This window comes from Azospirillum isscasi (assembly GCF_030849505.1).
GTDB lineage: Bacteria > Pseudomonadota > Alphaproteobacteria > Azospirillales > Azospirillaceae > Azospirillum > Azospirillum isscasi.
On sequence record NZ_JAUJFI010000004.1, the window covers coordinates 34465 to 55600 of the forward strand.

Annotated in this window: 22 protein-coding genes; 11 read left to right on the forward strand and 11 right to left on the reverse strand. The window is 68.8% G+C overall.

Translation table 11 applies throughout. The features are described 5' to 3' along the window. Positions 1-103 precede the first annotated feature (103 nt). The 4 genes from QSG27_RS02050 to ipdC all read right to left on the reverse strand — a co-directional run bounded on the left by QSG27_RS02050 (position 104) and on the right by ipdC (position 3614). Positions 104-343 (reverse strand): hypothetical protein, encoded by a 240-nt coding sequence (locus tag QSG27_RS02050; protein ID WP_306703489.1) that lies wholly within the window; start codon positions 341-343, stop codon positions 104-106. A 157-nt stretch (positions 344-500) separates the two neighbouring features. Then, positions 501-1070, reverse strand: coding sequence for a hypothetical protein (locus QSG27_RS02055; protein WP_306703490.1), 570 nt, complete (start codon positions 1068-1070; stop codon positions 501-503). Between the two features lie 142 nt (positions 1071-1212). Then, entirely contained in the window at positions 1213-1881 is a 669-nt protein-coding gene (gene elbB / locus QSG27_RS02060) for an isoprenoid biosynthesis glyoxalase ElbB (protein ID WP_306703491.1), read from the reverse strand. A 95-nt stretch (positions 1882-1976) separates the two neighbouring features. Then, complete coding sequence (ipdC, locus tag QSG27_RS02065) at positions 1977-3614, reverse strand: indolepyruvate/phenylpyruvate decarboxylase (RefSeq protein ID WP_306703492.1); 1638 nt, start codon at positions 3612-3614, stop codon at positions 1977-1979. A 234-nt stretch (positions 3615-3848) separates the two neighbouring features. Between ipdC and QSG27_RS02070 the strand changes: the two genes are divergently transcribed. From QSG27_RS02070 to cysS, 3 genes are all read left to right on the forward strand, one after another. Next, entirely contained in the window at positions 3849-4532 is a 684-nt protein-coding gene (locus QSG27_RS02070) for a hypothetical protein (RefSeq protein ID WP_306703493.1), read from the forward strand. A gap of 72 nt (positions 4533-4604) precedes the next feature. Continuing rightward, positions 4605-5948 (forward strand): glutamate--tRNA ligase, encoded by a 1344-nt coding sequence (gene gltX, locus QSG27_RS02075; protein WP_306703494.1) that lies wholly within the window; start codon positions 4605-4607, stop codon positions 5946-5948. Between the two features lie 153 nt (positions 5949-6101). Beyond that, a complete protein-coding gene (gene cysS / locus QSG27_RS02080; RefSeq protein ID WP_306703495.1) occupies positions 6102-7475 on the forward strand; it encodes a cysteine--tRNA ligase in 1374 nt (457 codons plus the stop codon). Between the two features lie 4 nt (positions 7476-7479). On the opposite strand, the gene QSG27_RS02085 is transcribed toward cysS, so the two are convergent. Beyond that, on the reverse strand, positions 7480-8691 hold the full coding sequence (locus tag QSG27_RS02085) for an acyltransferase family protein (RefSeq protein ID WP_306703496.1): 1212 nt from the start codon (positions 8689-8691) through the stop codon (positions 7480-7482). A 289-nt stretch (positions 8692-8980) separates the two neighbouring features. Between QSG27_RS02085 and QSG27_RS02090 the strand changes: the two genes are divergently transcribed. Continuing rightward, positions 8981-9445, forward strand: a complete 465-nt coding sequence (locus QSG27_RS02090) for a preQ0 transporter (protein WP_306703497.1) — start codon at positions 8981-8983, stop codon at positions 9443-9445. A gap of 149 nt (positions 9446-9594) precedes the next feature. On the opposite strand, the gene QSG27_RS02095 is transcribed toward QSG27_RS02090, so the two are convergent. Next, entirely contained in the window at positions 9595-11436 is a 1842-nt protein-coding gene (locus QSG27_RS02095; protein WP_306703498.1) for a CHASE domain-containing protein, read from the reverse strand. Between the two features lie 14 nt (positions 11437-11450). After that, entirely contained in the window at positions 11451-11825 is a 375-nt protein-coding gene (locus QSG27_RS02100; protein WP_306703499.1) for a response regulator, read from the reverse strand. A gap of 334 nt (positions 11826-12159) precedes the next feature. Between QSG27_RS02100 and cimA the strand changes: the two genes are divergently transcribed. From cimA to rpsD, 6 genes are all read left to right on the forward strand, one after another. After that, entirely contained in the window at positions 12160-13764 is a 1605-nt protein-coding gene (cimA, locus tag QSG27_RS02105) for a citramalate synthase (RefSeq protein WP_306703500.1), read from the forward strand. A 364-nt stretch (positions 13765-14128) separates the two neighbouring features. Further along, positions 14129-14899: an RNA methyltransferase gene (locus tag QSG27_RS02110; protein ID WP_306703501.1), complete on the forward strand. Its 771-nt coding sequence runs from the start codon at positions 14129-14131 to the stop codon at positions 14897-14899. 42 nt (positions 14900-14941) lie between these two features. Further along, the gene (locus QSG27_RS02115; RefSeq protein ID WP_306703502.1) at positions 14942-15664 is read left to right on the forward strand and encodes a PAS domain-containing transcriptional regulator; all 723 of its coding nucleotides are present in this window, start codon (positions 14942-14944) and stop codon (positions 15662-15664) included. Between the two features lie 157 nt (positions 15665-15821). Continuing rightward, entirely contained in the window at positions 15822-16034 is a 213-nt protein-coding gene (locus QSG27_RS02120) for a hypothetical protein (protein WP_306703503.1), read from the forward strand. 140 nt (positions 16035-16174) lie between these two features. Beyond that, complete coding sequence (gene cowN, locus QSG27_RS02125) at positions 16175-16471, forward strand: N(2)-fixation sustaining protein CowN (protein WP_094303160.1); 297 nt, start codon at positions 16175-16177, stop codon at positions 16469-16471. 221 nt (positions 16472-16692) lie between these two features. Further along, positions 16693-17307 (forward strand): 30S ribosomal protein S4, encoded by a 615-nt coding sequence (rpsD, locus tag QSG27_RS02130; protein WP_306703504.1) that lies wholly within the window; start codon positions 16693-16695, stop codon positions 17305-17307. Between the two features lie 85 nt (positions 17308-17392). Here the strand turns inward: rpsD and QSG27_RS29230 are convergent, their stop codons facing one another. From QSG27_RS29230 to QSG27_RS02140, 3 genes are all read right to left on the reverse strand, one after another. After that, positions 17393-17755, reverse strand: a complete 363-nt coding sequence (locus tag QSG27_RS29230; protein WP_407653169.1) for a type II toxin-antitoxin system RelE/ParE family toxin — start codon at positions 17753-17755, stop codon at positions 17393-17395. Next, entirely contained in the window at positions 17716-17958 is a 243-nt protein-coding gene (locus QSG27_RS02135) for a hypothetical protein (protein ID WP_306703505.1), read from the reverse strand. The genes QSG27_RS29230 and QSG27_RS02135 overlap by 40 nt, the downstream gene beginning before the upstream one ends. A 156-nt stretch (positions 17959-18114) precedes the next feature. Further along, entirely contained in the window at positions 18115-19218 is a 1104-nt protein-coding gene (locus QSG27_RS02140; protein WP_306703506.1) for an alkene reductase, read from the reverse strand. Positions 19219-19409: 191 nt separating this feature from the next. Here QSG27_RS02140 and QSG27_RS02145 point away from each other — a divergent pair, with 191 nt between their 5' ends. Beyond that, positions 19410-20081, forward strand: a complete 672-nt coding sequence (locus tag QSG27_RS02145) for a TetR/AcrR family transcriptional regulator (protein ID WP_306703507.1) — start codon at positions 19410-19412, stop codon at positions 20079-20081. Positions 20082-20090: 9 nt separating this feature from the next. Here QSG27_RS02145 and rarD read toward each other — a convergent pair whose 3' ends face one another. After that, positions 20091-21050 (reverse strand): EamA family transporter RarD, encoded by a 960-nt coding sequence (rarD, locus tag QSG27_RS02150; protein ID WP_306703508.1) that lies wholly within the window; start codon positions 21048-21050, stop codon positions 20091-20093. Positions 21051-21136: the final 86 nt, after the last annotated feature.

Consider the following 21136-nt stretch of genomic DNA (forward strand, 5'->3'; position numbering starts at 1 on the left):
TTTTGCCCCCTCCCCGGCCCTCCCCCGCTGCGCGGGAGAGGGAGATTGATTCCCTCCCTCGCCAAAGGCGGGGGAGGGTCAGGGAGGGGGCAAGACCTGCTCCTCACCCGCGCGTCAGACGGATGATCGTCACCATCATGCCGAGCGCGTAAAGCTCGGCCAGCGGAACGATCCAGGACGGGTGGAAAATGATCGACAGCGGCATGATCAGCAGAAGGATCATCGCCGGGAACACGAAATAAGGCGAATTGCAGAAGGCCGGAAGGCCATGGACCCGGCCGGAAATCGCGCGAGACTCTTCGCCAATCAAACGATCAGCATCGCCAACAGTTTGGTCAACCATTCTCTAACACCCACTGTATTTATGGTTTTCTTCTTCTCCATCTCTATGGGACGGAGCGGCGTCCCTATAGCACAGTTTTGTGAAACGCGGGCATGACTTCGCGCCGTCTTGCCGGATGGCGAAAACGGCGCGGGAAGTCCTGAATTCTATTGTGGCTTTACGCCGCTTCAGTGAGCGCCAGATGCGGGCGGCGGACCATCGACTGGATGGTGAAGGGCGCGCGCACGCCGCCGCTGAACAGTTCGGCGCATTCCAGCGCCTTCAGCACCCGCTCCTCCGCCGGCAGGCCGGCCGTGGAGGCGAGCGAGCCCAGCGCGTAGTCGGACCCGCAGCCGATGGCGTGATAGCCGCGCACGGCCTCGCCCACCTGATAGTCCGACTGGATGGAGAACAGCCGCCCCTCGTACCCCACCATGAAGGTGCCGCCCGTCTCCACGTCGTTGGAGCGGTGGGCGTAGCCGCCGTCCTTCAGGCAGCCGCGCACGGCGTCCACAAAGTCCACGACCATGTAGCGGAAGACGTCGGACTCGGCGTCGCGGTGCGGCGGCTCCAGCCGGTAGTGAAGAAGCTGGCCCATGCGGAAGCTGCTGGTGAAGCCGATCAGCATGTCGGCGTTGCGGAACACCTTGGTGTCCGCGCGCACGGTGATGTCCAGCCCGTTCACGCCCGCGCTGTCACCGCCCATCCACACACGATCGCCGTCCACCAAGCCAACAATGCAGGTCATCGCCGTCCTCGTCCCTGAATAAATCTTGCCCGAAAGCAGGGACAGGGTGGGCTTTTATGGTTAACGAATTGTTGCGCCGCGGCGGTGCCGAAGGGGGTATCCCGCTTCGGCACCTTGCCCCAGGCGCAAGCGCGGCAAGAGCTTAGCGGGCCAGTTCGATCAGGGCGCGGACGGTGTTCTCCGCCCCTTCGGCGATCTGGGCGAGGCTGGCGTCCAGCATGTAGCAGGGGGAGGTGACGACCTTCAGGCGTTGGTCGATGACGATCGCGCCATGGCCGGTGACGCGGTGCTTCGCCCCCAGGCTTTCCAGGGCGGCGGCGGTCCCGGCGTCAGAGCCGATGGTGAGTTCCACCCCCTCCGCGCCGAGCAGCGTCGCCAGGATGGCCGGGGCGATGCACAGGGCGCCGATGGGCTTGCCGGCGTCGCGCATGGCGCGCACGGCCTTCTCCACGTCCGGGTTGACCGTGCAGTCCGGCCCTTTGAAGGCGAAGTCGCAGAGGTTCTTGGCGGCGCCGAAGCCGCCGGGGAAGATCAGCGCGTCCACCGCGGCGGCGTCGAAACCGGCGAGGTCGGCGACCTTGCCGCGGGCGATGCGCGCGGATTCGGCCAGGACGTTGCGGGTCTCCGCCGCCTCTTCGCCGGTCAGGTGGTTGACGACGTGGGCCTGCGGGACGTTGGGAGCGAAGCACGCCGCCTCCGCCCCGGCGCGGCTGATCGCCAGCAGGGTGCACACCGCCTCGTGAATCTCCGCCCCGTCATAGACGCCGCAGCCCGAGAGCACGACCGCGATCCGCAACGGCTTGTCCGCCATGGGTGTTTCCTCCGTGGTTCCGATGTCCCGCCCGGTGGGGGAGGGTTGCCGGAAACCCTACCCCACGGCAGCGTTCGCGCCTACTCCCCCCGCGCTTATTCCCTGGGCGCGGCGTGCAGGCGCTTCTGCCCCTGGACGAAGCGGGCCAGCGTGTCGGACAGCACGCCGCGCGGGATCATCGCCTCGATCAGCTGGAAGCGCCCGCGGGTGGCGAAGGCCCGGTCCAGCGCCGCCTTCAGCTCCGCCCGCGTGCGCACCCGCACCCCGTCGCCGCCCATGCCCGCCGCCATGTCGGCGAAGCGCCAGTCGTCCAGGTCGTTGAAGGCGGATTCGGGCTGGAAGGTGCGCAGCATCTCCCAACTGGCGTTGTTGAACAGGATCACGATGGGGTCGATGCCCAGCCGTCGGCAATTGCCAAGCTCCCACCCCGTCATCTGGAACGCGCCGTCGCCGACCACCGTCAGGATGCGCTTGCCGCCCGCCACGCACTGCGCCCCGATGCCCGCCGGCACGCCGAAGCCCATGCCCGCGTAATAGCCCGGCGCCATCAGCCCGGCGTCGATCATGTCCATGGCGGTGAACAGGCAGTCGCCCATGTCCGCGGCGATCAGCAGCGGCTCCTGCCCGGCGCGGACGCGGTCGTTGACGGCGCGGGCGATGTCCATCGGGGCGATCGGCTCGCCGTCGGCCTGGAGGCCGGTGGGGTGGGCGTGCGGGGCCTTGCCGCCGGTGGTCCGGTCGGACGGCGGCAGCCGTTCCAGCAGGGCGTCCACCAGCCCGTCCAGCGGGATGTCCGCGTAGGTGTGATAGCCCAGCGTCACCGCCCGGTCGAAGGCGTGGATGGTCTTGCGCAGGTCGATCTTGCGCTGGGACACCGCGAAGTTGGTGTCGCTGAGGATGGCGCCGAGCAGGAACAGCCCGTCCGACTCCTCGACCAGCCGGGTGATCTCCGCGTCGCCCGCGACGCCGATGTAGGTGCCGAGCGGCGGGGTCGGCGCGTCGGCCAGCAGGCCGCGGCCCATGAAGGTGGTCACCACCGGCACGCCCAGCCGTTGCGCCAGCTCCGCCACCTTGGCCTCCAGCCCATAGCGGCGGACCTCCACGCAGACCATCAGCACCGGCGACGAGGCCGCCCGGATGGCCGCCAGAACCTCGTCCGCGCAGGCGGCGAGCGCGTCGCGGTCCACCGGCCAGACGGGATCGTCCCCCACCGGCCCGACCTCGGCATTGACCATGTTGCGGGGGATTTCCAGGTAGACCGGGCGCGACAGGGCGCGGGCGGCGCCGAGCACGCGGGCGATCTCCGCCGGGGCCTTGGCCGGGTCGTCCAGCCGGGCCTGGGCCACGGTGATCTCCTTGAACACCTGGAACTGGGTGTCCAGCGTACGGCCCTGGTGGTGCAGCAGCAGGCCGGCGTTGCCCTCCGTCGTGCCCGGCGCGCCGGAGATGACGACGACCGGCGACTTCTCGGCGTAGGCGCCGGCCACCGCGTTGACCATGTTGAAGGCGCCCGCCCCGTAGGTGACCGCCGCCACCCCCAGGGTCGAACTGTAGCGCGCCGCCGCGTCCGCCGCGAAGCCCACCGCCGGCTCGTGACTCAGCGTGTGGAGCGGCAGGATCCGCGTTTCCTCCGCCACTTTGAAGAAGGGCAGGGCGAAATCGCCCGGAATCCCGAACATGGCCTGTGCGCCGCGGTCCTTCAGCGCGCGCAGCAGGGCTTCGGCCAGCTTCATGGCCGCTCTCCCGTTCCAATTGGTTCCGCGGACCCGTGGCCCGCACATGGGAACAGCATCGCCCTGCCCACCGGCCCGCGCAAGAATTGTTTCATTCGAAACCATACCTTTGCGCTGGAAATTGTGGAGAGGCGGGTGCGCTCGTCCTGTGCGGGTTGTCGTGCTACAACGGAAACGTCAACTTGGAGGGGAGGAAAATTCATGAACAAATCATATATCTTCTCATTCGTTTGTGTGTTTGCACTTTATGGATGTGTCTCGGGCGACCCGGCGAGCGACCGTGCGCTGTACGATCAGGCCATCGACCGCAGCGCCATCTTCCAGGAGGCCAACGTCCGGCCCCTGGCGCCGCTGGCCTATCCCGTGCGCGCCCTGTCCCTGACCGGCAACACCGCCTGGGCGGACGGGAAGGAGGGGCAGCCGGTGACCATCGACAACTCCTATGGGATGTGGATCTCCGTGGAGCCGGAGCTTCAGACGGTCTGCCGCAACTTCCCGCGCGGGCAGGTTCTGGAAAAGCTGCACCAGCTTCTGGGCCTGAAGCCGGCGACGGAGGCCAACCGCAACGAACGCTTCGTCCGCTTCACCATCGAGAAGCAGGCCAACGGCCCGACCCGGGCCGGCATCTTCCGCCCCTGCGCCGACCCCGACACCGCAGCCACCCAGTGCGGCAACCAGATCAGGGTGGCCGACGGCCAGGGCGCCTATGTGGACTGGTTCGCCAACCAGATGGTCTTTTCCTACAAGCGCGATCCGGCGATGAGCGGCACCGGCTATCCCTGGACGCGGCTGGGCTACACCTACAACTGGGACCCGGCGGCGGCGGACATCCGCGGCGTGCAGGAATATGTCGTCCCCGACAAGACGGTCGTGACGGTCACGGAGATCGTCTCCCCGGAGGATTACTGCAAGCCCTGATGGGCGTCTTTCGAAGCGGCGCGGGGCGTGCTACGACTGCCGCCCCCTGTCCGACTTTCGAATGATGCCCGCATGTCCGTCGCCGTCCGTTTCGCCCCCAGCCCGACCGGCCTCCTGCATGTGGGCAATGTGCGCCTCGCGCTCGTCAACTGGCTGTTCGCGCGCAAGGCGGGCGGCAATTTCCTGCTGCGCCTGGACGACACGGACGAGGAACGGTCCAAGCCGGAATACGCGGAGGGGATCGAGCGGGACCTGACCTGGCTCGGCCTGACCTGGGACCGCTTCGCGCGGGAGAGCGACCGCTATGGCCGCTACGACGAGGTCGCCGCGGCGCTGAAGGCCGCCGGGCGGCTCTACCCCTGCTACGAGACGCCGGAGGAGCTGAACCTCAAGCGCGCCAGCCTCGTGTCGCAGGGCCGTCCGCCGATCTACGACCGCGCGGCGCTCCGCCTGAACGATGCCGACCGCGCGCGCCTGGAGTCGGAAGGGCGCAAGCCGCACTGGCGCTTCAGGCTGGAGCACGCGCCGGTCGAATGGACCGATCTCGTGCGCGGGCCGGTGCATTTCGAAGGCTCCGCGCTCAGCGATCCGGTGCTGATCCGCGAGGACGGGCGCCCGCTCTACACCCTGACCAGCGTGGTGGACGACGCCGACCTCGCCATCACCCACGTCATCCGGGGCGAGGACCACGTCGCCAACACCGCGGTGCAGATCCAGATTTTCCAGGCTGTCGGCGGTGCCGTCCCGGTCTTCGCCCATCTGCCGCTGCTGACCGATGCGGCGGGGCAGGGCCTGTCCAAGCGGCTGGGCAGCCTGTCCGTGGCGTCCTTGCGCGAGGAGGAGGGGATCGAGCCGATGGCGCTGGCCAGCCTGCTCGCCAAGCTCGGCACCTCCGACGCCATCGAGCCGCGGCTGACCCTGGACGAGCTGGTGGCCGAGTTCGAGATCGCCAAGGTGTCCCGCGCCACCCCGAAATTCGACCCGGAGGAGCTGCTGCGGCTGAACGCCCGCATCCTCCACCTGCTGCCCTTCGAGCGGGTGGCCGGGGAACTGGCCGCGCTGGGATTGGCCGAGGCCGACGCGGCCTTCTGGGAGGCGGTGCGCCCCAACCTGTCGCGCGTCGCGGAGGCCCGCGACTGGTGGGCGGTGACCCATGCCCCGGTCGCCCCGGTGGCGGACGACCCCGCCTTCCTGGCCGAGGCGGCGGCCCTGCTTCCGGAAGAACCCTGGGACCTCTCCACCTGGGGTGCCTGGACGGGGGCGGTGAAGGCGAAGACGGGGCGGAAGGGCAAGGATTTGTTCCTCCCCCTGCGCCGCGCGCTGACCGGGCGGGACCATGGACCGGAGTTGAAGAACCTGCTACCCCTGATCGGCCGATCCCGGGCGCGCAAGCGCCTCGCGGGAGAGACGGCCTGAGAATTCCTTCTCCCCCCTGGGGAGAAGGTTAGGACGGGGGGCGGCCGGGAGGCCGGACACGCTCTGCAAGGAGCCGGCGTTTCCCCCGCACCCCGACCCTCTCCCCGGAGGGGGGAGGGGGATTGGAAGACCCCTTACAGGAGACATGGCGCCGTGCCGCTGGACCTCTACAACACGCTGACCCGCCGCAAGGAACGCTTCGAGCCGATGAGCCCGGACCGGGTGGGCATGTATGTGTGTGGCCCCACGGTCTACGACACCGCGCACATCGGCAACGCCCGCCCGGTGGTGGTGTTCGACCTGCTGTTCCGGCTGCTGCAACGGCTCTACCCGGCGGTCACCTACGTCCGCAACATCACGGACGTGGACGACAAGATCATCGACCGCTCGCGCGACAGCGGGGAGCCGATCGAGGCGCTGACCAAGCGCACCGCCGACCTCTACCACGCCGACATGGACGCGCTGAACGCGCTGCGCCCGACCATCGAGCCGCGGGCCACCCACCACATCGCCCACATGATCGCGCTGATCCAGGTGCTGATCGAGCGCGGCCACGCCTACGCCGCGGAAGGCCATGTGCTGTTCGCCGTGCCGTCGATGGCGGAGTACGGGCAGTTGTCCCGCCGCTCGCTGGACGAGATGATCGCCGGCGCCCGCGTGGAGGTCGCCCCCTACAAGCGCGACGCCTCCGACTTCGTGCTGTGGAAGCCGAGCGCCGACGGCCAGCCCGGCTGGGACAGCCCGTGGGGCCGCGGGCGGCCCGGCTGGCACATCGAATGCTCCGCCATGGCGAAGGAGCATCTGGGCGTGACCTTCGACATCCACGGCGGCGGGCTGGACCTGATCTTCCCGCACCACGAGAACGAGATCGCGCAGAGCCGCTGCGCCCATGACGGCGCGCCGCTGGCCCGCTATTGGGTCCACAACGGCTTCGTGACCGTCGAGGGCGAGAAGATGTCCAAGTCCTTGGGCAACTTCTTCACCGTGCACGAGCTGCTGGACGAGTTCCCCGGCGAGGCCATCCGCCTGACGCTGATGAGCGCCCATTACCGCCAGCCGCTGGACTTCACCCGCGAAGGGCTGAAGCATTCCAAGGCGACGCTCGACCGCTGGTACCAGGCGCTGCGCGGCGACCCCGCTCCGGCGGCGGCCGAACTGCCCTTCGACGTGCTGGCCGCGCTGGAGGACGATCTCAACAGCCCGCTCGCCATTTCCCACCTGCACGAGCTGGCCTCGGCGGTGAACAAGGCGGCGGGCGAGGCGGAGAAGGCCGCCGCCAAGGGCGCGCTGCGCGCCGCGGGCGAGGCGCTGGGCCTGCTCCAGCAGGACCCGGAGGCGTGGTTCCGCTGGGCGCCCAAGGGGGCCGCGGACTTGTCGGACGCCGACATCCGGCAGCGCATCGACGACCGTCTGGCCGCCCGCAAGGCCAAGAACTACGCGGAGGCCGACCGCATCCGCAAGGAGCTTGCCGACCAGGGCATCCTCTTGGAGGACGGGCCGCAGGGCACGACCTGGAAGCGGGCCTGATGCGTTAACCGGGCCGGCGCGCCATCGCCTCGCGGTCGCGCGCCGGCCCGGTCCGCTCCTTCTTCCGGCCCGGCGGAACGCCGTTCAGCAGGAAGCGCAGCGTCGGCGACCGGCGCACCAGACCGTGATGGACCGCCAGCGGCAGGACCAGCCCCACCGCGGTGATCCCGGCGAACTCCAGCAGCGGCGGGGCGGGGACGGCCAGCAGGGCGAAGCCCAGGGCCATGACCACCAGATGGTGCAGCAGGTAGATCGTGTAGGACGCCTGCGACAGTGCCCGCACCCGGCGGCTCTCCGCGGAGAAATACGCCTGCATCAGGCCGAGGACGAAGCGGAAGGCCGACCAGGCGGCGACGGCGCGCAGCGCCTCGTCCAGAAACCGGACCGGCATGGGCTTTTCCACGCCCACCATCCCGATATGGATGGCGAAGCACAGCAGGAAGGTCAGCGCCACGCCCCAGCTCGCCTTGGCGTAGCGCGCGGCCCCGCCCGGCCAATGGGCGATCAGCACCCCGACCGTGAAGAAGCCCGCCGAGGTGACGATGCTCACCGCGGTGGAGTTGGTCGGCACCAGCGGCGCCAGGAGCAGGGGGGAGAGGTTGTCGAACCCCAGCACCCCGATCATGACGAGGCTGAGCAGGAGCGGCGGCAGCCAGTCCGGCGGGTCGGCCAGCCAGCGGGCGAGCCCCGGAGCGCGCTCCGCCATCCGCCGGTGCAGCGCGGCCAGCAGCGGATAGGCGAGGCAGAGCGCCAGAACGCCGACCGACAGCTCCACCAGGAACCACAGGTGATAGACGAGTCCGCCGCTGTGGAAGGCCGCGGGGACCGTCCGGGCGAAGAATTCCGCCGCCGTCAGGCCCGGATCGACCGCGCGGGTTTCCATCCACAATTGCGCGACGTTCAGGGTCGCCGCCATGGCGAACAGCGGGACCAGCAGCCTTGAGGCCCGCGAGGTCAGCACCGCCCGCGGCCCGTGGCGGCGCAGGCTGTGGGCGATCAGCAGGCCGGAAATCAGGAAGAAGGCGGGCATGCGGAAGCTGTGGATGAGGTCGGCGAACAGCCCGATCCAGACGATCCCGTCGGGCGAATTCATCACCCAGTCGTAGCCCGGCGTGTAGATCAGCGCCGCGTGGTAGGGCACGCCCAGGATCATCAGCAGGCTGCGCGCCGCGTCCAGGGAATGGTCCCGCGCGCCGCCGCCCAACCCGTGTGTCATGCCTGCCGCCGCCATCGCCTATGCCTTCCGGGGTCTCTTTCGCATCGCCTCCCCGAACGAACGCGCCGGGGCATCGTCCGGACGCGCTAGGGGCCGCGGCTAAATCGGGGAACCGACGAAGGGGTAAGCCGTTCCCGCCGGATGCGCCGTGCCCGGGGTATCGAGCGCCGAGGGTTCACGCCAACGGCCCGCATCTGCTACAAGACCGTCGCGGAGCGCTCGCATTCACGCGGGTGGCGCCGTCGTTCGCGCCCGTATTTCCGCGGGTGGCTTTTGGAGGATTCCGCTCATGCTCTGGCTCGCCGCCTACATCGGCAGCGTACTCGCCATCAATTACGCCTTCAGCCTCGCGCCGCATCTGGACCTGCTGTGGTCCTGCTGGGCCGGGTTGATCTTCGTCCTGCGCGACATGGTTCAGGTCCGCTACGGGCACTGGTCGCTCGCCGCCATGCTGGGCGCCACGGTGCTGTCCTTCCTGCTGGCCGATCCCTTCGTCGCCATGGCCAGCGTCACCGCCTTCGCGGTGTCGGAGGTGATCGACTGGGGCGTCTTCACCGTCACCCGCCGCCCGCTGCGCGACCGGCTGTGGATCAGCGCCGCCCTGTCGGTGCCGGTGGACACGGCGCTGTTCTTCGGCATGCTCGACATCTGGGACCCGACCGTCTGGGCGGCCAGCCTCGCGTCCAAGCTGGCCGGCGTGTCCGCCGTGTGGATGCTGATGCGCGTGCGGGCGGCACGGCCGGCGGCAGCCTGATCCGGTTCCGGATTTGGCAATCGCCGACTCGGGCGCCGACTCGGGCGCCGACTCGGGTGCCGACTGGGGCAAACGCCGTCACCCGTGCGGCGTTTCCCCGATGGAACCGGATGCCCGCGGCGTCGGCGATTGCCAAGAGCCCTCCGGCGTCAGGCCGCCGTGTCCACCGTCTGGCCGGTCCGGCTGGGGCCGTCGGCCTCGTCCGGGATCTCCACTAGGAAGATGGCGCCCCGGCCCGGACGCGACAGCACCCGCACCCGGTAGCCGAGCAGGCGGCTGAGCCGCGCCACGGTGGCGAGGCCGAGGCCGAGGCCCTTGCGCCGGTCGCGCTCCGGATTGCCGATCTGGTAGAAATCCTCGAAAATCAGGTGCAGCCGGTCCTGGGGGATGCCGGGGCCGGTGTCCTGCACCTTGATGGCGGTGAAGCCGCGCGCCTGCCGGCAGGTCACCCGGATGGTGCCGCTGTGGGTGTATTTCAGCGCGTTGTTCAGCAGGTTGCGCACGATCCGTTCCAGCATCGCCGGGTCGGTCGTCACGCGGGCGCCGCCGCAGGTGACGCGGAAGCCCAGCCCCTTGCCCGCCGCCTCCAGCCGGCCTTCCTCGCAGATGCGCTCCAGGAAGACCGGCAGGTCCAGCTCGGCAAGCTGCGGGCTGATCACGCCGGTCTCCAGCATGGCGATGTCCATCAGCGAGTTCAGCAGGCGCTGGGTCGCCTCGAACCCGTCGCGGGCGGCGTCCACCAGCTTGCGCAGGGCCGGACCCTCCGCCTGTTCGCCGATCATGTGCAGATAGATGCCCAGCGTTTGGAGCGGCTGGCGCAGGTCGTGGCTGGCCGCGGCCAGGAAGCGCGATTTGGCGGCGTTGGCCTGCTCCGCCTCCGCCCGCGCCAGCGCCAGCGCGTCGTAGCTGCGGCGCAGCTCCGCCATGCGGTCGCGGTCCTGAAGCACCGAATTGACGGTGGCGACCAGAAGCAGCGTGATGATGAGGCCGGCGAACAGCACCGCGCGCGGCGTGGCGCTGGCCACGCTCTTCTCGAAGGCGCCGGTGCCGGACAGGACCAGCGTCCAGGGGCGCCCGAACACGTCGATGTGGCGGACGTCCTGAAAGGCCGCCGCCCGGCCGGACGCGGAATCGAACATCAGCGAGTCCGGCGTGGCCTCCCCCCCGTCATGGACGCGGACGTCCAGGAATTCGGACGCGCCCTGGCTCATGATGCTGCGCATCAGGTCGTGCGCACGGAAGGGGCTGTAGACGAAGCCGAGCAGCGCCTCCCGCCGGTCGGCGGCGGTGGTCAGCGGCTGGTGCTGGTCGTAGACGGGCACGTAGATGAGGAAGCCGGGCTGCACGTCCTGATCGGTTTCCTGGACCAGCCGCAGCCGGGCGGTGGCCGCGGCGGCCCCGCTGGCGCGGGCGCGTTCCATGGCGGCGCGGCGGGTCGGCTCGGCGTGCATGTCGAAGCCGAAGGCCCGCAGGTTGCGGCTGGCGAAAGGCTCGATGTAGACGATGGGAAAATACTCGGGCCGTTCGCCTTCCGGCGTCACGCGGTAGTTGTAGAAGCCGGCGGCGTGAAGCGACGCCTCGTGCTGCTCCCGGTCGGCGGCCTTCACGCGCCGGGCGTAGCCGATGGCGTGGATGCCGGGGTAGCGGTCCTCCACATGCAGGCCGGTGACGTAGGTGCGCCACTCCGTCCGGCTGACCTGCCCGCCGCCCGCGTCCACCATCGCCACGGCGCCCTGGAGCATTTGCTCGTAGGTGTCCAGCCGTGCCGTGATGTCGCCGTTCAGATCGCGGGTCAGGGCGCGGAAGCGCGCTTCCGCCAGCCGTTGGTTCTGTTCGGTCAGCAGCAGCCAGGCGAGGCCGGTCAGCAGCAGCCCCAGCCCGAACACCAGCCAGCTTTCCCAGGAGCGGAACAGCCGGCCGCCGGGATCGGCGGTGTGGGCGCGTTTGGGCTCCGGTGGCGCCGGCCGGGGTGGCGGTAAGGGAGCGCCCATGCCGGTCCGCCCCTTCACGCCGTGCCGGCGGGCCGCTCCCGCAGCACCTTGGTCAGCACGGCCTGGAGATGGGGCGGCAGCACCGGCTTCTGCAGGACGGTCAGCCCGCGGGCGCGGGCGTCGCGCAGCCCGTCGGTGGAGGTGTCGCCGGTGATGATGACGCCCGGCACCTCCGCTCCGGCCTCCGCCCGGATGCGGTCGATGGCTTCCACGCCGGTGCGCCCTTCGCGCAGACGGTAGTCGGCCAGGATGGCGTGCGGTGTTTCCCCGGCGGCGGACAGGCGGTCGACGGCCTCGCCCTCGCTCTCTGCGGTGACGACCCGGTACCCCCACATCTCCAGGAGGAGGTTGAGGGCCTGCAAAACCGTGCGCTCGTCGTCGATCACCATGACGAGCTTGTTCCCGTCGTCGTCACCCGCAGGAATCACAGCGTCCAATCCATCCGTTCGGAAAGGCCGGTGATCATACAGATCAGCCGGCAGCCAGCGAGAAAAGAGTACCGCACCCGTGAGACGGGCGCCATGCGAAGGGCCGCCCGTGTAGCACAGACAATGGTTTATTCGGTCAGTACAATTGTCCTATTACCTCCATTGCGTCGCCTGGCCGACGCGGCAAAGCCCCGCATCCATGGTGATTCCCATCAAAAGCATTGAGATGCCGGGGCGCATCGTCCATTCTTCCGGCCCTTCGGACAGTCCTATGACCTTCTTTCGGGCGGCGGCAATGACGGGCGAACGCATCTATCTCTATGACACCACGTTGCGCGACGGGGCGCAGACCCAGGACGTGGATTTCTCCGTCGCCGACAAGATCGCCATCGCCCGCGACCTCGACCGGCTGGGGATCGACTATGTGGAAGGCGGCTGGCCCGGCGCCAACCCGACCGACGACCAGTTCTTCGCCGAGGCGCCGGATCTCGCCCGCTCCACCTTCACCGCCTTCGGCATGACGCGCCGTCCGGGCCGCAGCACCGCCAACGACCCGCAACTCGCCGCCCTGATCCAGTCCAGGGCGCGCGCCGTCTGCATCGTCGGCAAGACCTGGGACTTCCATGTCGATGTGGCGCTGGCCATCCCGCGCGAGGAGAACATCGAGCTGATCGCCGACAGCATCGCCGCCCTGAAGGCCGCGAAGGGCGAGGCGCTGTTCGACGCGGAGCATTTCTTCGACGGCTACAAGCGCAACCCGGCCTACGCCGCCGCCTGCGTCAAGGCCGCCTACGAGGCGGGCGCCCGCTGGGTCGTGCTGTGCGACACCAACGGCGGCACGCTGCCGCACGAGATCGACGAGATCGTCCGCCAGGTGATCGGGGAGCATGGCATCCCCGGCGACCGGCTGGGCATCCATTGCCACAACGACACCGAGAACGCCGTCGCCAACTCGCTGGCCGCTGTGCGCGCGGGCGTGCGGATGGTGCAGGGGACCATCAACGGGCTGGGCGAGCGCTGCGGCAACGCCAACCTCGTCTCCCTCATCCCGTCGCTGATGCTGAAGATGGGCCATGACGTCGGCATCAAGCCCGCCGACCTGCCGCTGCTGACCGAAATCAGCCGCAAGTTCGACGAGCGGCTGAACCGCGCGCCCAACCGCCACGCCCCCTACGTCGGCGCCAGCGCCTTCGCCCACAAGGGCGGGCTGCACGTCTCCGCCGTGGAGAAGGACCCGTCCTCCTACGAGCATGTGGCGCCGGAATCGGTGGGCAACCGCCGGCAGATCGTCATGTCGGACCAGGCCGGGCGCTCCAACGTCATCGCGCGGCTGCGCGAGATGGGCATGGCCGTGGACCCGAAGGACGAGCGGCTGAACCGCCTGCTCGACCTCGTGAAGCAGCGCGACACCGAGGGCTATGCCTACGACACCGCCGAGGCCAGCTTCGAGCTTCTGGTCCGCCGCGAGCTGGGCGAGGTGCCGGACTATTTCACCCTGAAGCGCTTCCACGTCACCGACGAGCGCCGCTACAACGCCAAGGGCGAACTGGTGGTGGAGTCCGAGGCCGTCGTCCGCGTGAAGATCGGCGGCAAGGAGTATCACGAGGTGGCGTCGGGCAACGGCCCGGTGAACGCGCTGGACACCGCGATGCGCAAGGCGCTGGAGCCGCTGTACCCGCTGCTGGACGGGGTGAAGCTGTCCGACTACCGCGTGCGCATCCTGGCGGCCAAGGACGGCACCGGCGCCATGCCGCGCGTGCTGATCCGCTCGCGCAACGGCGACGGGTCGGAATGGTCCACGCTGGGCGTCTCCACCAACATCATCGAAGCGTCGATGGAGGCGCTGGTGGACAGCTACACCTTCAAGCTGTTCAAGGGCGGGGCGGTGTCGCGGGGGTGACGTTGGTGCTTTGCGGGGTGCCGCTTTGCGGGCGGTGAACCACGAAGACACGAAGGACACAAAGATTCTCACGAAGAGGTTTTCGAAGGGGCGGCGTTCGGCCTTGCCGCCGCGTTTTTCACCACAGAGACACAAAGACACAGAGAAAAAAGAGATATGCGTGCGGCTGGCTGGCTGTTTCCAACGTGCTCTCTGTGTCTTTGTGTCTCTGTGGTTCACCGGCTTCGGGAAGACACCCGTGCAACGGGCTGAACGGCGCCCGCCCGTGAAACCCTTTGTGTCCTTCGTGTCTTTGTGGTGAAAATCCGCCGGCGCCCCCGGCGCGTTATCACCCCGCCGACACACCACGCACTGTCCTGAACCGATGACCTCCGGCAAAGACCCCAACCGGCCCTCCGTCCTGGGCGGCCCGACCATCATTCTCGTGCAGCCCCAGCTTGGCGAGAACATCGGCGCCTGCGCGCGGGCCATGCTGAATTGCGGCCTGACCGAGCTGCGTCTGGTGAAGCCGCGCGACGGCTGGCCGAACGAGAAGGCGGTGGCCGCGGCGTCCGGCGCCGACCTCGTGCTGGACGGGGCGAAGCTCTACGACACGACGGCGGAGGCCGTGGCCGACCTGAACGTGGTCTTCGCCACCACCGTGCGCACCCGCGGCATGATCCAGGAATTCGTCACGCCCCGCGTCGCGGCGGGGGAACTGCGCGCCCATTTCGACGCCGGGCACAAGACGGGCGTGCTGTTCGGGCCGGAGCGCACGGGGCTGGTCAACGACGACCTGACGCTGGCGGAAAAGCTGATCACCGTGCCGCTGAACCCGTCCTTCTCCTCGCTCAATCTGGCGCAGGCGGTCCTGCTGATCGGCTACGAGTGGTTCCAGACCGGGGAGATCCCGCCGGACCGCGTGCTGCACACCGGCCAGACCCGCCCGGCGACCAAGGCGGAACTGCTGAACTTCTTCGAGCATCTGGAAGGCGACCTGGACCGCACCGGCTTCTTCACGACGCCGGAGAAGCGCCCCTCCATGGTCCGCACCCTGCGCAACGCGCTTGAGCGGATGCAGATGACCGAACAGGAGGTCCGCACCTTCCACGGCGTCATCGCCGCGCTGACCGGACGCCGCAAGGGCGAAGCGTAACCTCTTTCCTTCCGGGGGGAAACGCGGCCTATACTGCCCCTCATGGAATACACCCTGCAGCATATGGACGTTGGCCTCGTCCTGCTCGACGGCGACCGGCGCGTGGTGTCGGTCAACGCCGCCGTGGCGCGGATGCTGGGCCGCGACCGTCCGCTGCTGGGCGCCAGCCTGCACGACCTGCACCCGCCGGGAAGCCGCGCGAAGGTGGAGCTTCTGCTGGCCGCGGCGCACGATCCGGACTCCCCGGCGGTGGCCAGCTCCATGATGGTGGCGCTGCCGGGGCGGACCATCGTGGTGAAGGCCACCGCCCTGCCGCCGGGCGGCGGCGCCGCGCTGGCCCTGATGCTGTTCGAGGTGAACGGGAAGACGGCCGGCATCCCGCCCGAACCGGGTCCTCCACCCTCCGCCGATGCGGTGCCCGAACCCGTCACGCCGCTGGTCAAGCTGCCGATCACGACGCGCCAGGGCGTGGTGCTGATCGATCCCGCCGACGCGGTCTATGTGCAGGCCGACGGCCATTACACGCGGGTTCACACGGTGGATGGGGCCTTCTTCTGCTCCCTCTCCCTGTCGGAGCTGGAGGCGCGGCTCGACAAGCGGCAGTTCGTGCGGGCGCACCGCCGTTATCTGGTCAATCTGCGCCACGCCCAGGCCATCGACCGCAGCGACGGGCGGGCCGCCTTCGTCATGGCCGCGCCCGGCTCCCCCCGCGTGCCGGTCAGCCGCGGGCGGATCGAGCGGCTGAAGAAACTGCTGGCCCTCTGAAGCTCTTCCCCTTGCGCGCATCAGGGTTGTTCCCACCGCCTTGTGACATCCCGCGGTGGTTGATCCGTCTCAATCGCTCCGCTCCGGCATCGGCGTAGAACAGGGCCATGGCCGGCGCCCGCATCGGGCGGGCGCCACGATGACGAGGAGAAAGGCCATGGCTTTCCTGGACGACGACCGCGCCTATGTGGACCAGCTCGTGGTGGAGTATTACGGCGACCGCCTCGCCGGGCTCGCGCCGGAGCGTCTCGCCGCGCTGCATGACCTGTTCGGTGAGGTGATGTGGCACGAGGGGATCGAGGCGCTGACCCCGCAGCGGCTGAACACGCTTTTGGAATTCAGCGCTGAGGAACTGTCGCACGCCGCCTGAGCGGTGAAGGCGCGAACCGTTCGCGCAGGACACCCGCCGTTCACGCCGTCCGCCCGCCGTTCGTGCAGCGGGTCTTGTCCCTGGACCCGCCTTCCGCGATGAGAAAGGTCAACGCCGCCTCATTGCTGGGAAACACGACCGTGGACGCAACCGACACTCCCGACCGCTACGTCTCCTTCAAGGGCATCGACTGCGAGGGCAATTCCCGCCGCATCATCGAGCGCCTCTACATGCACATCGACGACCCGGCCAAGACCAATGCCTTCTGGGAACGCTTCCGGGCGAAGCTGGCCGTGGCCGACGATCCGTTGAAGCGTCAGGCGGACGGGCTGTGCCTGCTCTGCGCCAACGTCTATTACATCTCCGATCTGTTCGAGGAGCATGAGGACGAGGAAGGGCTGGCCATGCTGCGCCAGCTTGAGGACGAGTGCTGCTGACGCTCCGTCTTGGATTCACCGTTTGACGACTCATGGTTTGACGACTCATGGTTTGACGACTCATGGTTTGACGACTCATGGTTTGACAAGGCGCGCCGAATCCGTATAGTGCGCGCCTTCACTCCTGGGAAAGCGGGCGTGCCTCTTGTTTGCGCCCCGTCTGCGGCCTGTTCCGCGGAACTACCGGGACAAAACCAACTCGTGTTTCATCGAGGACCAAAATGGCCAAGCGTCAACAGTCCAAGTACAAGATCGATCGCCGCCTCGGCGTCAACCTCTGGGGCCGTGGCAAGTCGCCGATCAACAAGCGTGAGTATGGCCCGGGCCAGCACGGCCAGCGCCGCAAGAAGCCGTCCGACTACGGCCTGCAGCTCATGGCGAAGCAGAAGCTGAAGGGCTACTACGGCAACATCGGCGAGAAGCAGTTCCGCCGCATCTACGCCGAGGCCGTGCGCCGCAAGGGCGACACCGGCGAGAACCTGGTGGGCCTGCTGGAGCGCCGCCTGGACGCGGTGGTCTACCGCATGAAGCTCGCGCCGACCCCGTTCGCCGCGCGCCAGATCATCAACCACGGCCATATCCTGGTCAACGGCCGCCGCCTGAACATCCCGTCGGCCCAGATCAAGGAAGGCGACACCATCGAGGTGCGCGCCAAGTCCAAGCAGATGGCCCTCATCCTGGAGGCCGTGGCCTCGGGTGAGCGCGACATCCCGGACTATCTGGAAGTCGACACCGGCGCCCTGAAGGGCCGCTTCGTCCGCGTCCCGCTGCTGGCCGACATTCCGTACCCGGTCCAGATGGAACCGAACCTGGTCGTCGAGTTCTACTCGCGCTGACCGTTCGGCCCAGCCGACACGCGACCAGTCGATACGCGAAAGGCCGCGCCTCCGGGCGCGGCCTTTTCCGTTGAGAGAAACGGCTTCAGCAAGGTGTCCGCAAAACCCCTTCGGGCAGGACCGCCCCATGGAGAATGCGCAAAACCCTCAGCGTTTCCGGCCCCTGGCGGCGGTAATAGATTATGTGGCGGTCGAATCCGGCAACCGGCCAAGCGCGAATGCCGTGGAGCGCCGGATTCCGCCAAAGCCGGGTGGACCCTATGTCGGGATGTTCGGCGATCCGGGCGAAGCTGTGGTCTATGGCGGTCAGGAACCGCTCGGCAGCCGCTTCATCCTGAAGACCGATGTATGTGAAATGGTCAAGAATATCCTTCCGGGCGCGTGGGCTTGGAAGGATGCGCACGGCGCTCAGGCGTCCTTTCGAGCGGCAGCCAGCGCAGCCCGGCATTCGGCCCGCATCGTCTCGGCACTCCACTCTTCGCCGTCCCCTTCCAGCCCCTCCAGCAAGGCGCTTTCCAGAGCGTTGTCGGATGCATCACGGGCATCGGCAGCGATCAGATGGGCGAGATAGGAGGCAACATCTCGAAAGCCGGCTTCGCTGGCGCGGCGTTCAGCCATCTGTTCGATGCTGCGCGGCAGAATCACGCTCATGCCCATCTCCTTCGCTTGGTTCAGGATAACAGCCGATTCTTGGAACGGGCAACCACTGCGCTGGTGGTGGTGAAGCAGAAAGAAAAAAGCCGGAACCCTTGCGGGTCCCGGCCTTGAGGGGCGGGGGTCGGGGGCAACCCCCGCGGGGGAGAGGGATCAGGCGTCCACCGTTTCCAGCGCCGGATAATCGGTGTAGCCGCGGGCGTCGCCGCCGTAGTAGCTGGCCTTGTCCGGCGTGTTCAGCGCCGCGTCGCGGCGGAAGCGCTCCGGCAGGTCGGGGTTGGCGATGAAGGGCTCGCCGAAGCTCACCGCGTCCGCCGCACCGGCGGCGATGGCCGCCTCGGCCTGCTCCTTGCTGTAGCCGCCGTTGATGATGAAGGGACCCTTGAAGATCCGGCGCAGTTCCGCTGCGAGGTGCGGGGCGCCTTCCGGCGGGGCCATATGATGGCCGGGCTGGCCCTCGATGACGTGCAGGAAGGCGAGGCCGAAGGGGTTCAGCGCCTCCGTGACGTGGGTGTAGAGCGCCCGCGGGTCGCTGTCCGCCATGTCGTTGAAGGTGCCGGTCGGCGACAGCCGCACGCCGACGCGGCCCGCGCCCACGGCGGTGGTCACCGCGTCCACGATCTCCAGAAGGAAGCGCGCCCGGTTCTCCACGCTGCCGCCGTAGCGGTCGGTGCGCTTGTTGCTGCGGTCGCGCAGGAACTGGTCGATCAGATAGCCGTTCGCCCCATGGATCTCCACGCCGTCCAGCCCGGCGTCGAACACCGCGCGCTTGGCGGCGTCGGCGAAGGCCTTGACCAGACCGGGGATCTCGTCGGTCGCGAGGGCGCGCGGGGTGGGGAAGGGCGCCAGACCCTGGCTGGTGTAGGACTGGCCGGCGGCGGCGATGGCCGAGGGGGCGACCGGCAGGGCGCCGCCCGGCTGGAATTCCGTGTGGGAGATGCGCCCGACGTGCCAGATCTGCGCGGCGATCAGCCCGCCCTTGGCGTGGACCTCCTCGGCGATGCGGCGCCAGGCGAGGGTCTGCGTGTCGGTGTGGATGCCCGGCGTGCTGGGATAGCCCTGCGCGGTGGCCGAAACCTGCGTCGCCTCGGTGATGATGAGGCCGGCGGAGGCGCGCTGCCCGTAATACTCGGCCATCAGCGGGGTGGGGACGTTGCCGTCGCCCGCGCGGCTGCGGGTCATCGGCGCCATGATGACGCGGTTCGGCAGTTCCATGGAGCCAAGGCGCAGCGGCGTGAACAGGTCGGCGGTGCTCATGATGCGGTTGCCCTCTCGATTCGACATCGGGTCCCGAAATGGGGGTCCGGGGTTCCGCGGTCTGGGCGGTGCCCGGTATGTATGTGCGTACATACTTGCCCGCGTCACGCGGGCTTGTCAAGTATGCGCGTGCATACCTATTATCATTTCAGCCGCCACACGGACCGGCGGCGCGTTCGAGGGCCTTTATCGTGGATGACACCGTTCCCAGAACCGACGCATCGGCGACCGACGGCGGCTGTTGCGCCGCCGGCACCGACACGCCCGCCCGCAAGCGGGACCGCGAGGCGACCAAGGGCGCCCTGCTGGACGCGGCGAAGATGGTCTTCGCCGAACGTGGGTTCGACGCCGCGACGACGCGCGACATCGCGGGCCGCGCGGGCGTGAACGAGCAGTTGATCCAGCGCTATTTCTCGGGGAAGGCCGGCCTGCTGCTGGCCGTGGTCGAACGCTACGGGCGCGAGGAGGGGAGCGGCTGCGCGATGCCGCCGCCCGGCGACGATCTGGAGGAGGATCTGGCGGCGTTCCTGCTGCACCAGCTCCGCCACGCCTGGAAGTGCCGCGACTTCACGCGGGTGATGCTGGCCCGCGCGCTGGTCGATCCGGACATCGCGAACGAGATGGCCCGCACCCTGTCGGAAAGCCGCATCCCCTGCCTGCTCACCCGGCTGGAGACCTTCCGGGCGCATGGCGCGATCGCGGCGGACGCCGACCTCGCCCATGTCGCGGCGGGCATCGCCACGCTCAGCTTCGGGCTGGGCTTCCTGGATCAGGTGGTGTTCGGGCGCTGCCCGGACCGGGTCAACGAGGTGGTGCGCACGCTGGCCCACACCATGGCCCACGGCCTCGCGCCGCGGGCCTGAAAGACGTCTTCATTCGGCGCGGCAGGCGGCGGCGCGGGCTTCGGCGCGCGCCGCGCGGTGGGTGAACAGCGCGTCCGCCGAATAGATCGCCAGCGCCACCCAGATACAGCCGAAGGCGATGAGGTGTGAGGAGGTGAACGCCTCCCCATAGACCGCCACGCCCAGCAGAAGCTGCCCGGTCGGGCCGATGTATTGCAGGATGCCGATGGTGGACAGCTTCAGCCGGGCGGCGCCGACCATGAACAGAACCAGCGGGATGGCGGTCACCGGGCCGGTCAAAACGATCAGCAGGTCGGTGCCGAGGCCGTGCACGCCGAAATTCCCCACCCCATGGGCGCTCAGCCACAGCAGGTAGGCGATGGCCGGCGGCACCAGGAGCGCCGTTTCCACCAGCAGCCCGATCAGCGGGTCGATGGCCGCCTTCTTGCGCACCAGCGCGTAGACTCCGAAGGTCAGCGCCAGCGACAGCGCCACCCAGGGCACCGACCCGTAGGACAGGACGAGGCTGAGCACGCCCGCCGCCGCGATCAGAACCGCCACGCCCTGCCGCTTCGACAGCCGCTCCTGAAGGAAGGCCATGCCCAGCAGCACGTTGATGATCGGGTTGATGTAGTAGCCGAGGCTCGTTTCGACGAGCCGGCCATCGCCGACGGCCCAGATGAAGATGGTCCAGTTGCTGCCGATCAGCGCCGTCGTCACCGCGAAGATGCCCAGCCGCCGCCAGCTTCCCACCCCGCGGATGATGCCGGACAGGCCGCGCGTCGGCACCAGCCACAGTCCGACCAGGACGACCGTCCACAGCACCCGGTGGGCGACGATCTCCACCGCCCCGACGTTGCCGAGCTGCTTGAAGAAGACCGGCGCCACCAGCCCCCAGATCAGGAAGGCGGCCAGGGCGGCGGCGAAGCCCAGGGTGGCGGGGTTGCGCCCGTCGGCCTGCGGCAAGGTGGGGGTCGGATTGTCGGCCATGCCCCCCTTTAGCATGCCCAAGATATGGGCGATATGGGCCGCCCCTCATGCCCGCACTGCGCGCCGGGAATGCCGCAGATCCCGCA

Coding starts and splice junctions, on each gene's coding strand:
- QSG27_RS29230 (WP_407653169.1), bottom strand. CDS start 17,755: ATGCCGGGCTGCGCTGGCTGCCGCTCGAAAGGACGCCTGAGCGCCGTG.
- QSG27_RS02100 (WP_306703499.1), bottom strand. CDS start 11,825: ATGGTGATCGACGACGAGCGCACGGTTTTGCAGGCCCTCAACCTCCTC.
- QSG27_RS02120 (WP_306703503.1), top strand. CDS start 15,822: ATGGCTTTCCTGGACGACGACCGCGCCTATGTGGACCAGCTCGTGGTG.
- rpsD (WP_306703504.1), top strand. CDS start 16,693: ATGGCCAAGCGTCAACAGTCCAAGTACAAGATCGATCGCCGCCTCGGC.
- cimA (WP_306703500.1), top strand. CDS start 12,160: ATGACGGGCGAACGCATCTATCTCTATGACACCACGTTGCGCGACGGG.
- QSG27_RS02135 (WP_306703505.1), bottom strand. CDS start 17,958: ATGAGCGTGATTCTGCCGCGCAGCATCGAACAGATGGCTGAACGCCGC.
- gltX (WP_306703494.1), top strand. CDS start 4,605: ATGTCCGTCGCCGTCCGTTTCGCCCCCAGCCCGACCGGCCTCCTGCAT.
- QSG27_RS02095 (WP_306703498.1), bottom strand. CDS start 11,436: ATGGGCGCTCCCTTACCGCCACCCCGGCCGGCGCCACCGGAGCCCAAA.
- ipdC (WP_306703492.1), bottom strand. CDS start 3,614: ATGAAGCTGGCCGAAGCCCTGCTGCGCGCGCTGAAGGACCGCGGCGCA.
- elbB (WP_306703491.1), bottom strand. CDS start 1,881: ATGGCGGACAAGCCGTTGCGGATCGCGGTCGTGCTCTCGGGCTGCGGC.
- rarD (WP_306703508.1), bottom strand. CDS start 21,050: ATGGCCGACAATCCGACCCCCACCTTGCCGCAGGCCGACGGGCGCAAC.
- QSG27_RS02090 (WP_306703497.1), top strand. CDS start 8,981: ATGCTCTGGCTCGCCGCCTACATCGGCAGCGTACTCGCCATCAATTAC.
- QSG27_RS02115 (WP_306703502.1), top strand. CDS start 14,942: ATGGAATACACCCTGCAGCATATGGACGTTGGCCTCGTCCTGCTCGAC.
- QSG27_RS02085 (WP_306703496.1), bottom strand. CDS start 8,691: ATGACACACGGGTTGGGCGGCGGCGCGCGGGACCATTCCCTGGACGCG.
- QSG27_RS02140 (WP_306703506.1), bottom strand. CDS start 19,218: ATGAGCACCGCCGACCTGTTCACGCCGCTGCGCCTTGGCTCCATGGAA.
- QSG27_RS02110 (WP_306703501.1), top strand. CDS start 14,129: ATGACCTCCGGCAAAGACCCCAACCGGCCCTCCGTCCTGGGCGGCCCG.
- QSG27_RS02050 (WP_306703489.1), bottom strand. CDS start 343: ATGGTTGACCAAACTGTTGGCGATGCTGATCGTTTGATTGGCGAAGAG.
- QSG27_RS02055 (WP_306703490.1), bottom strand. CDS start 1,070: ATGACCTGCATTGTTGGCTTGGTGGACGGCGATCGTGTGTGGATGGGC.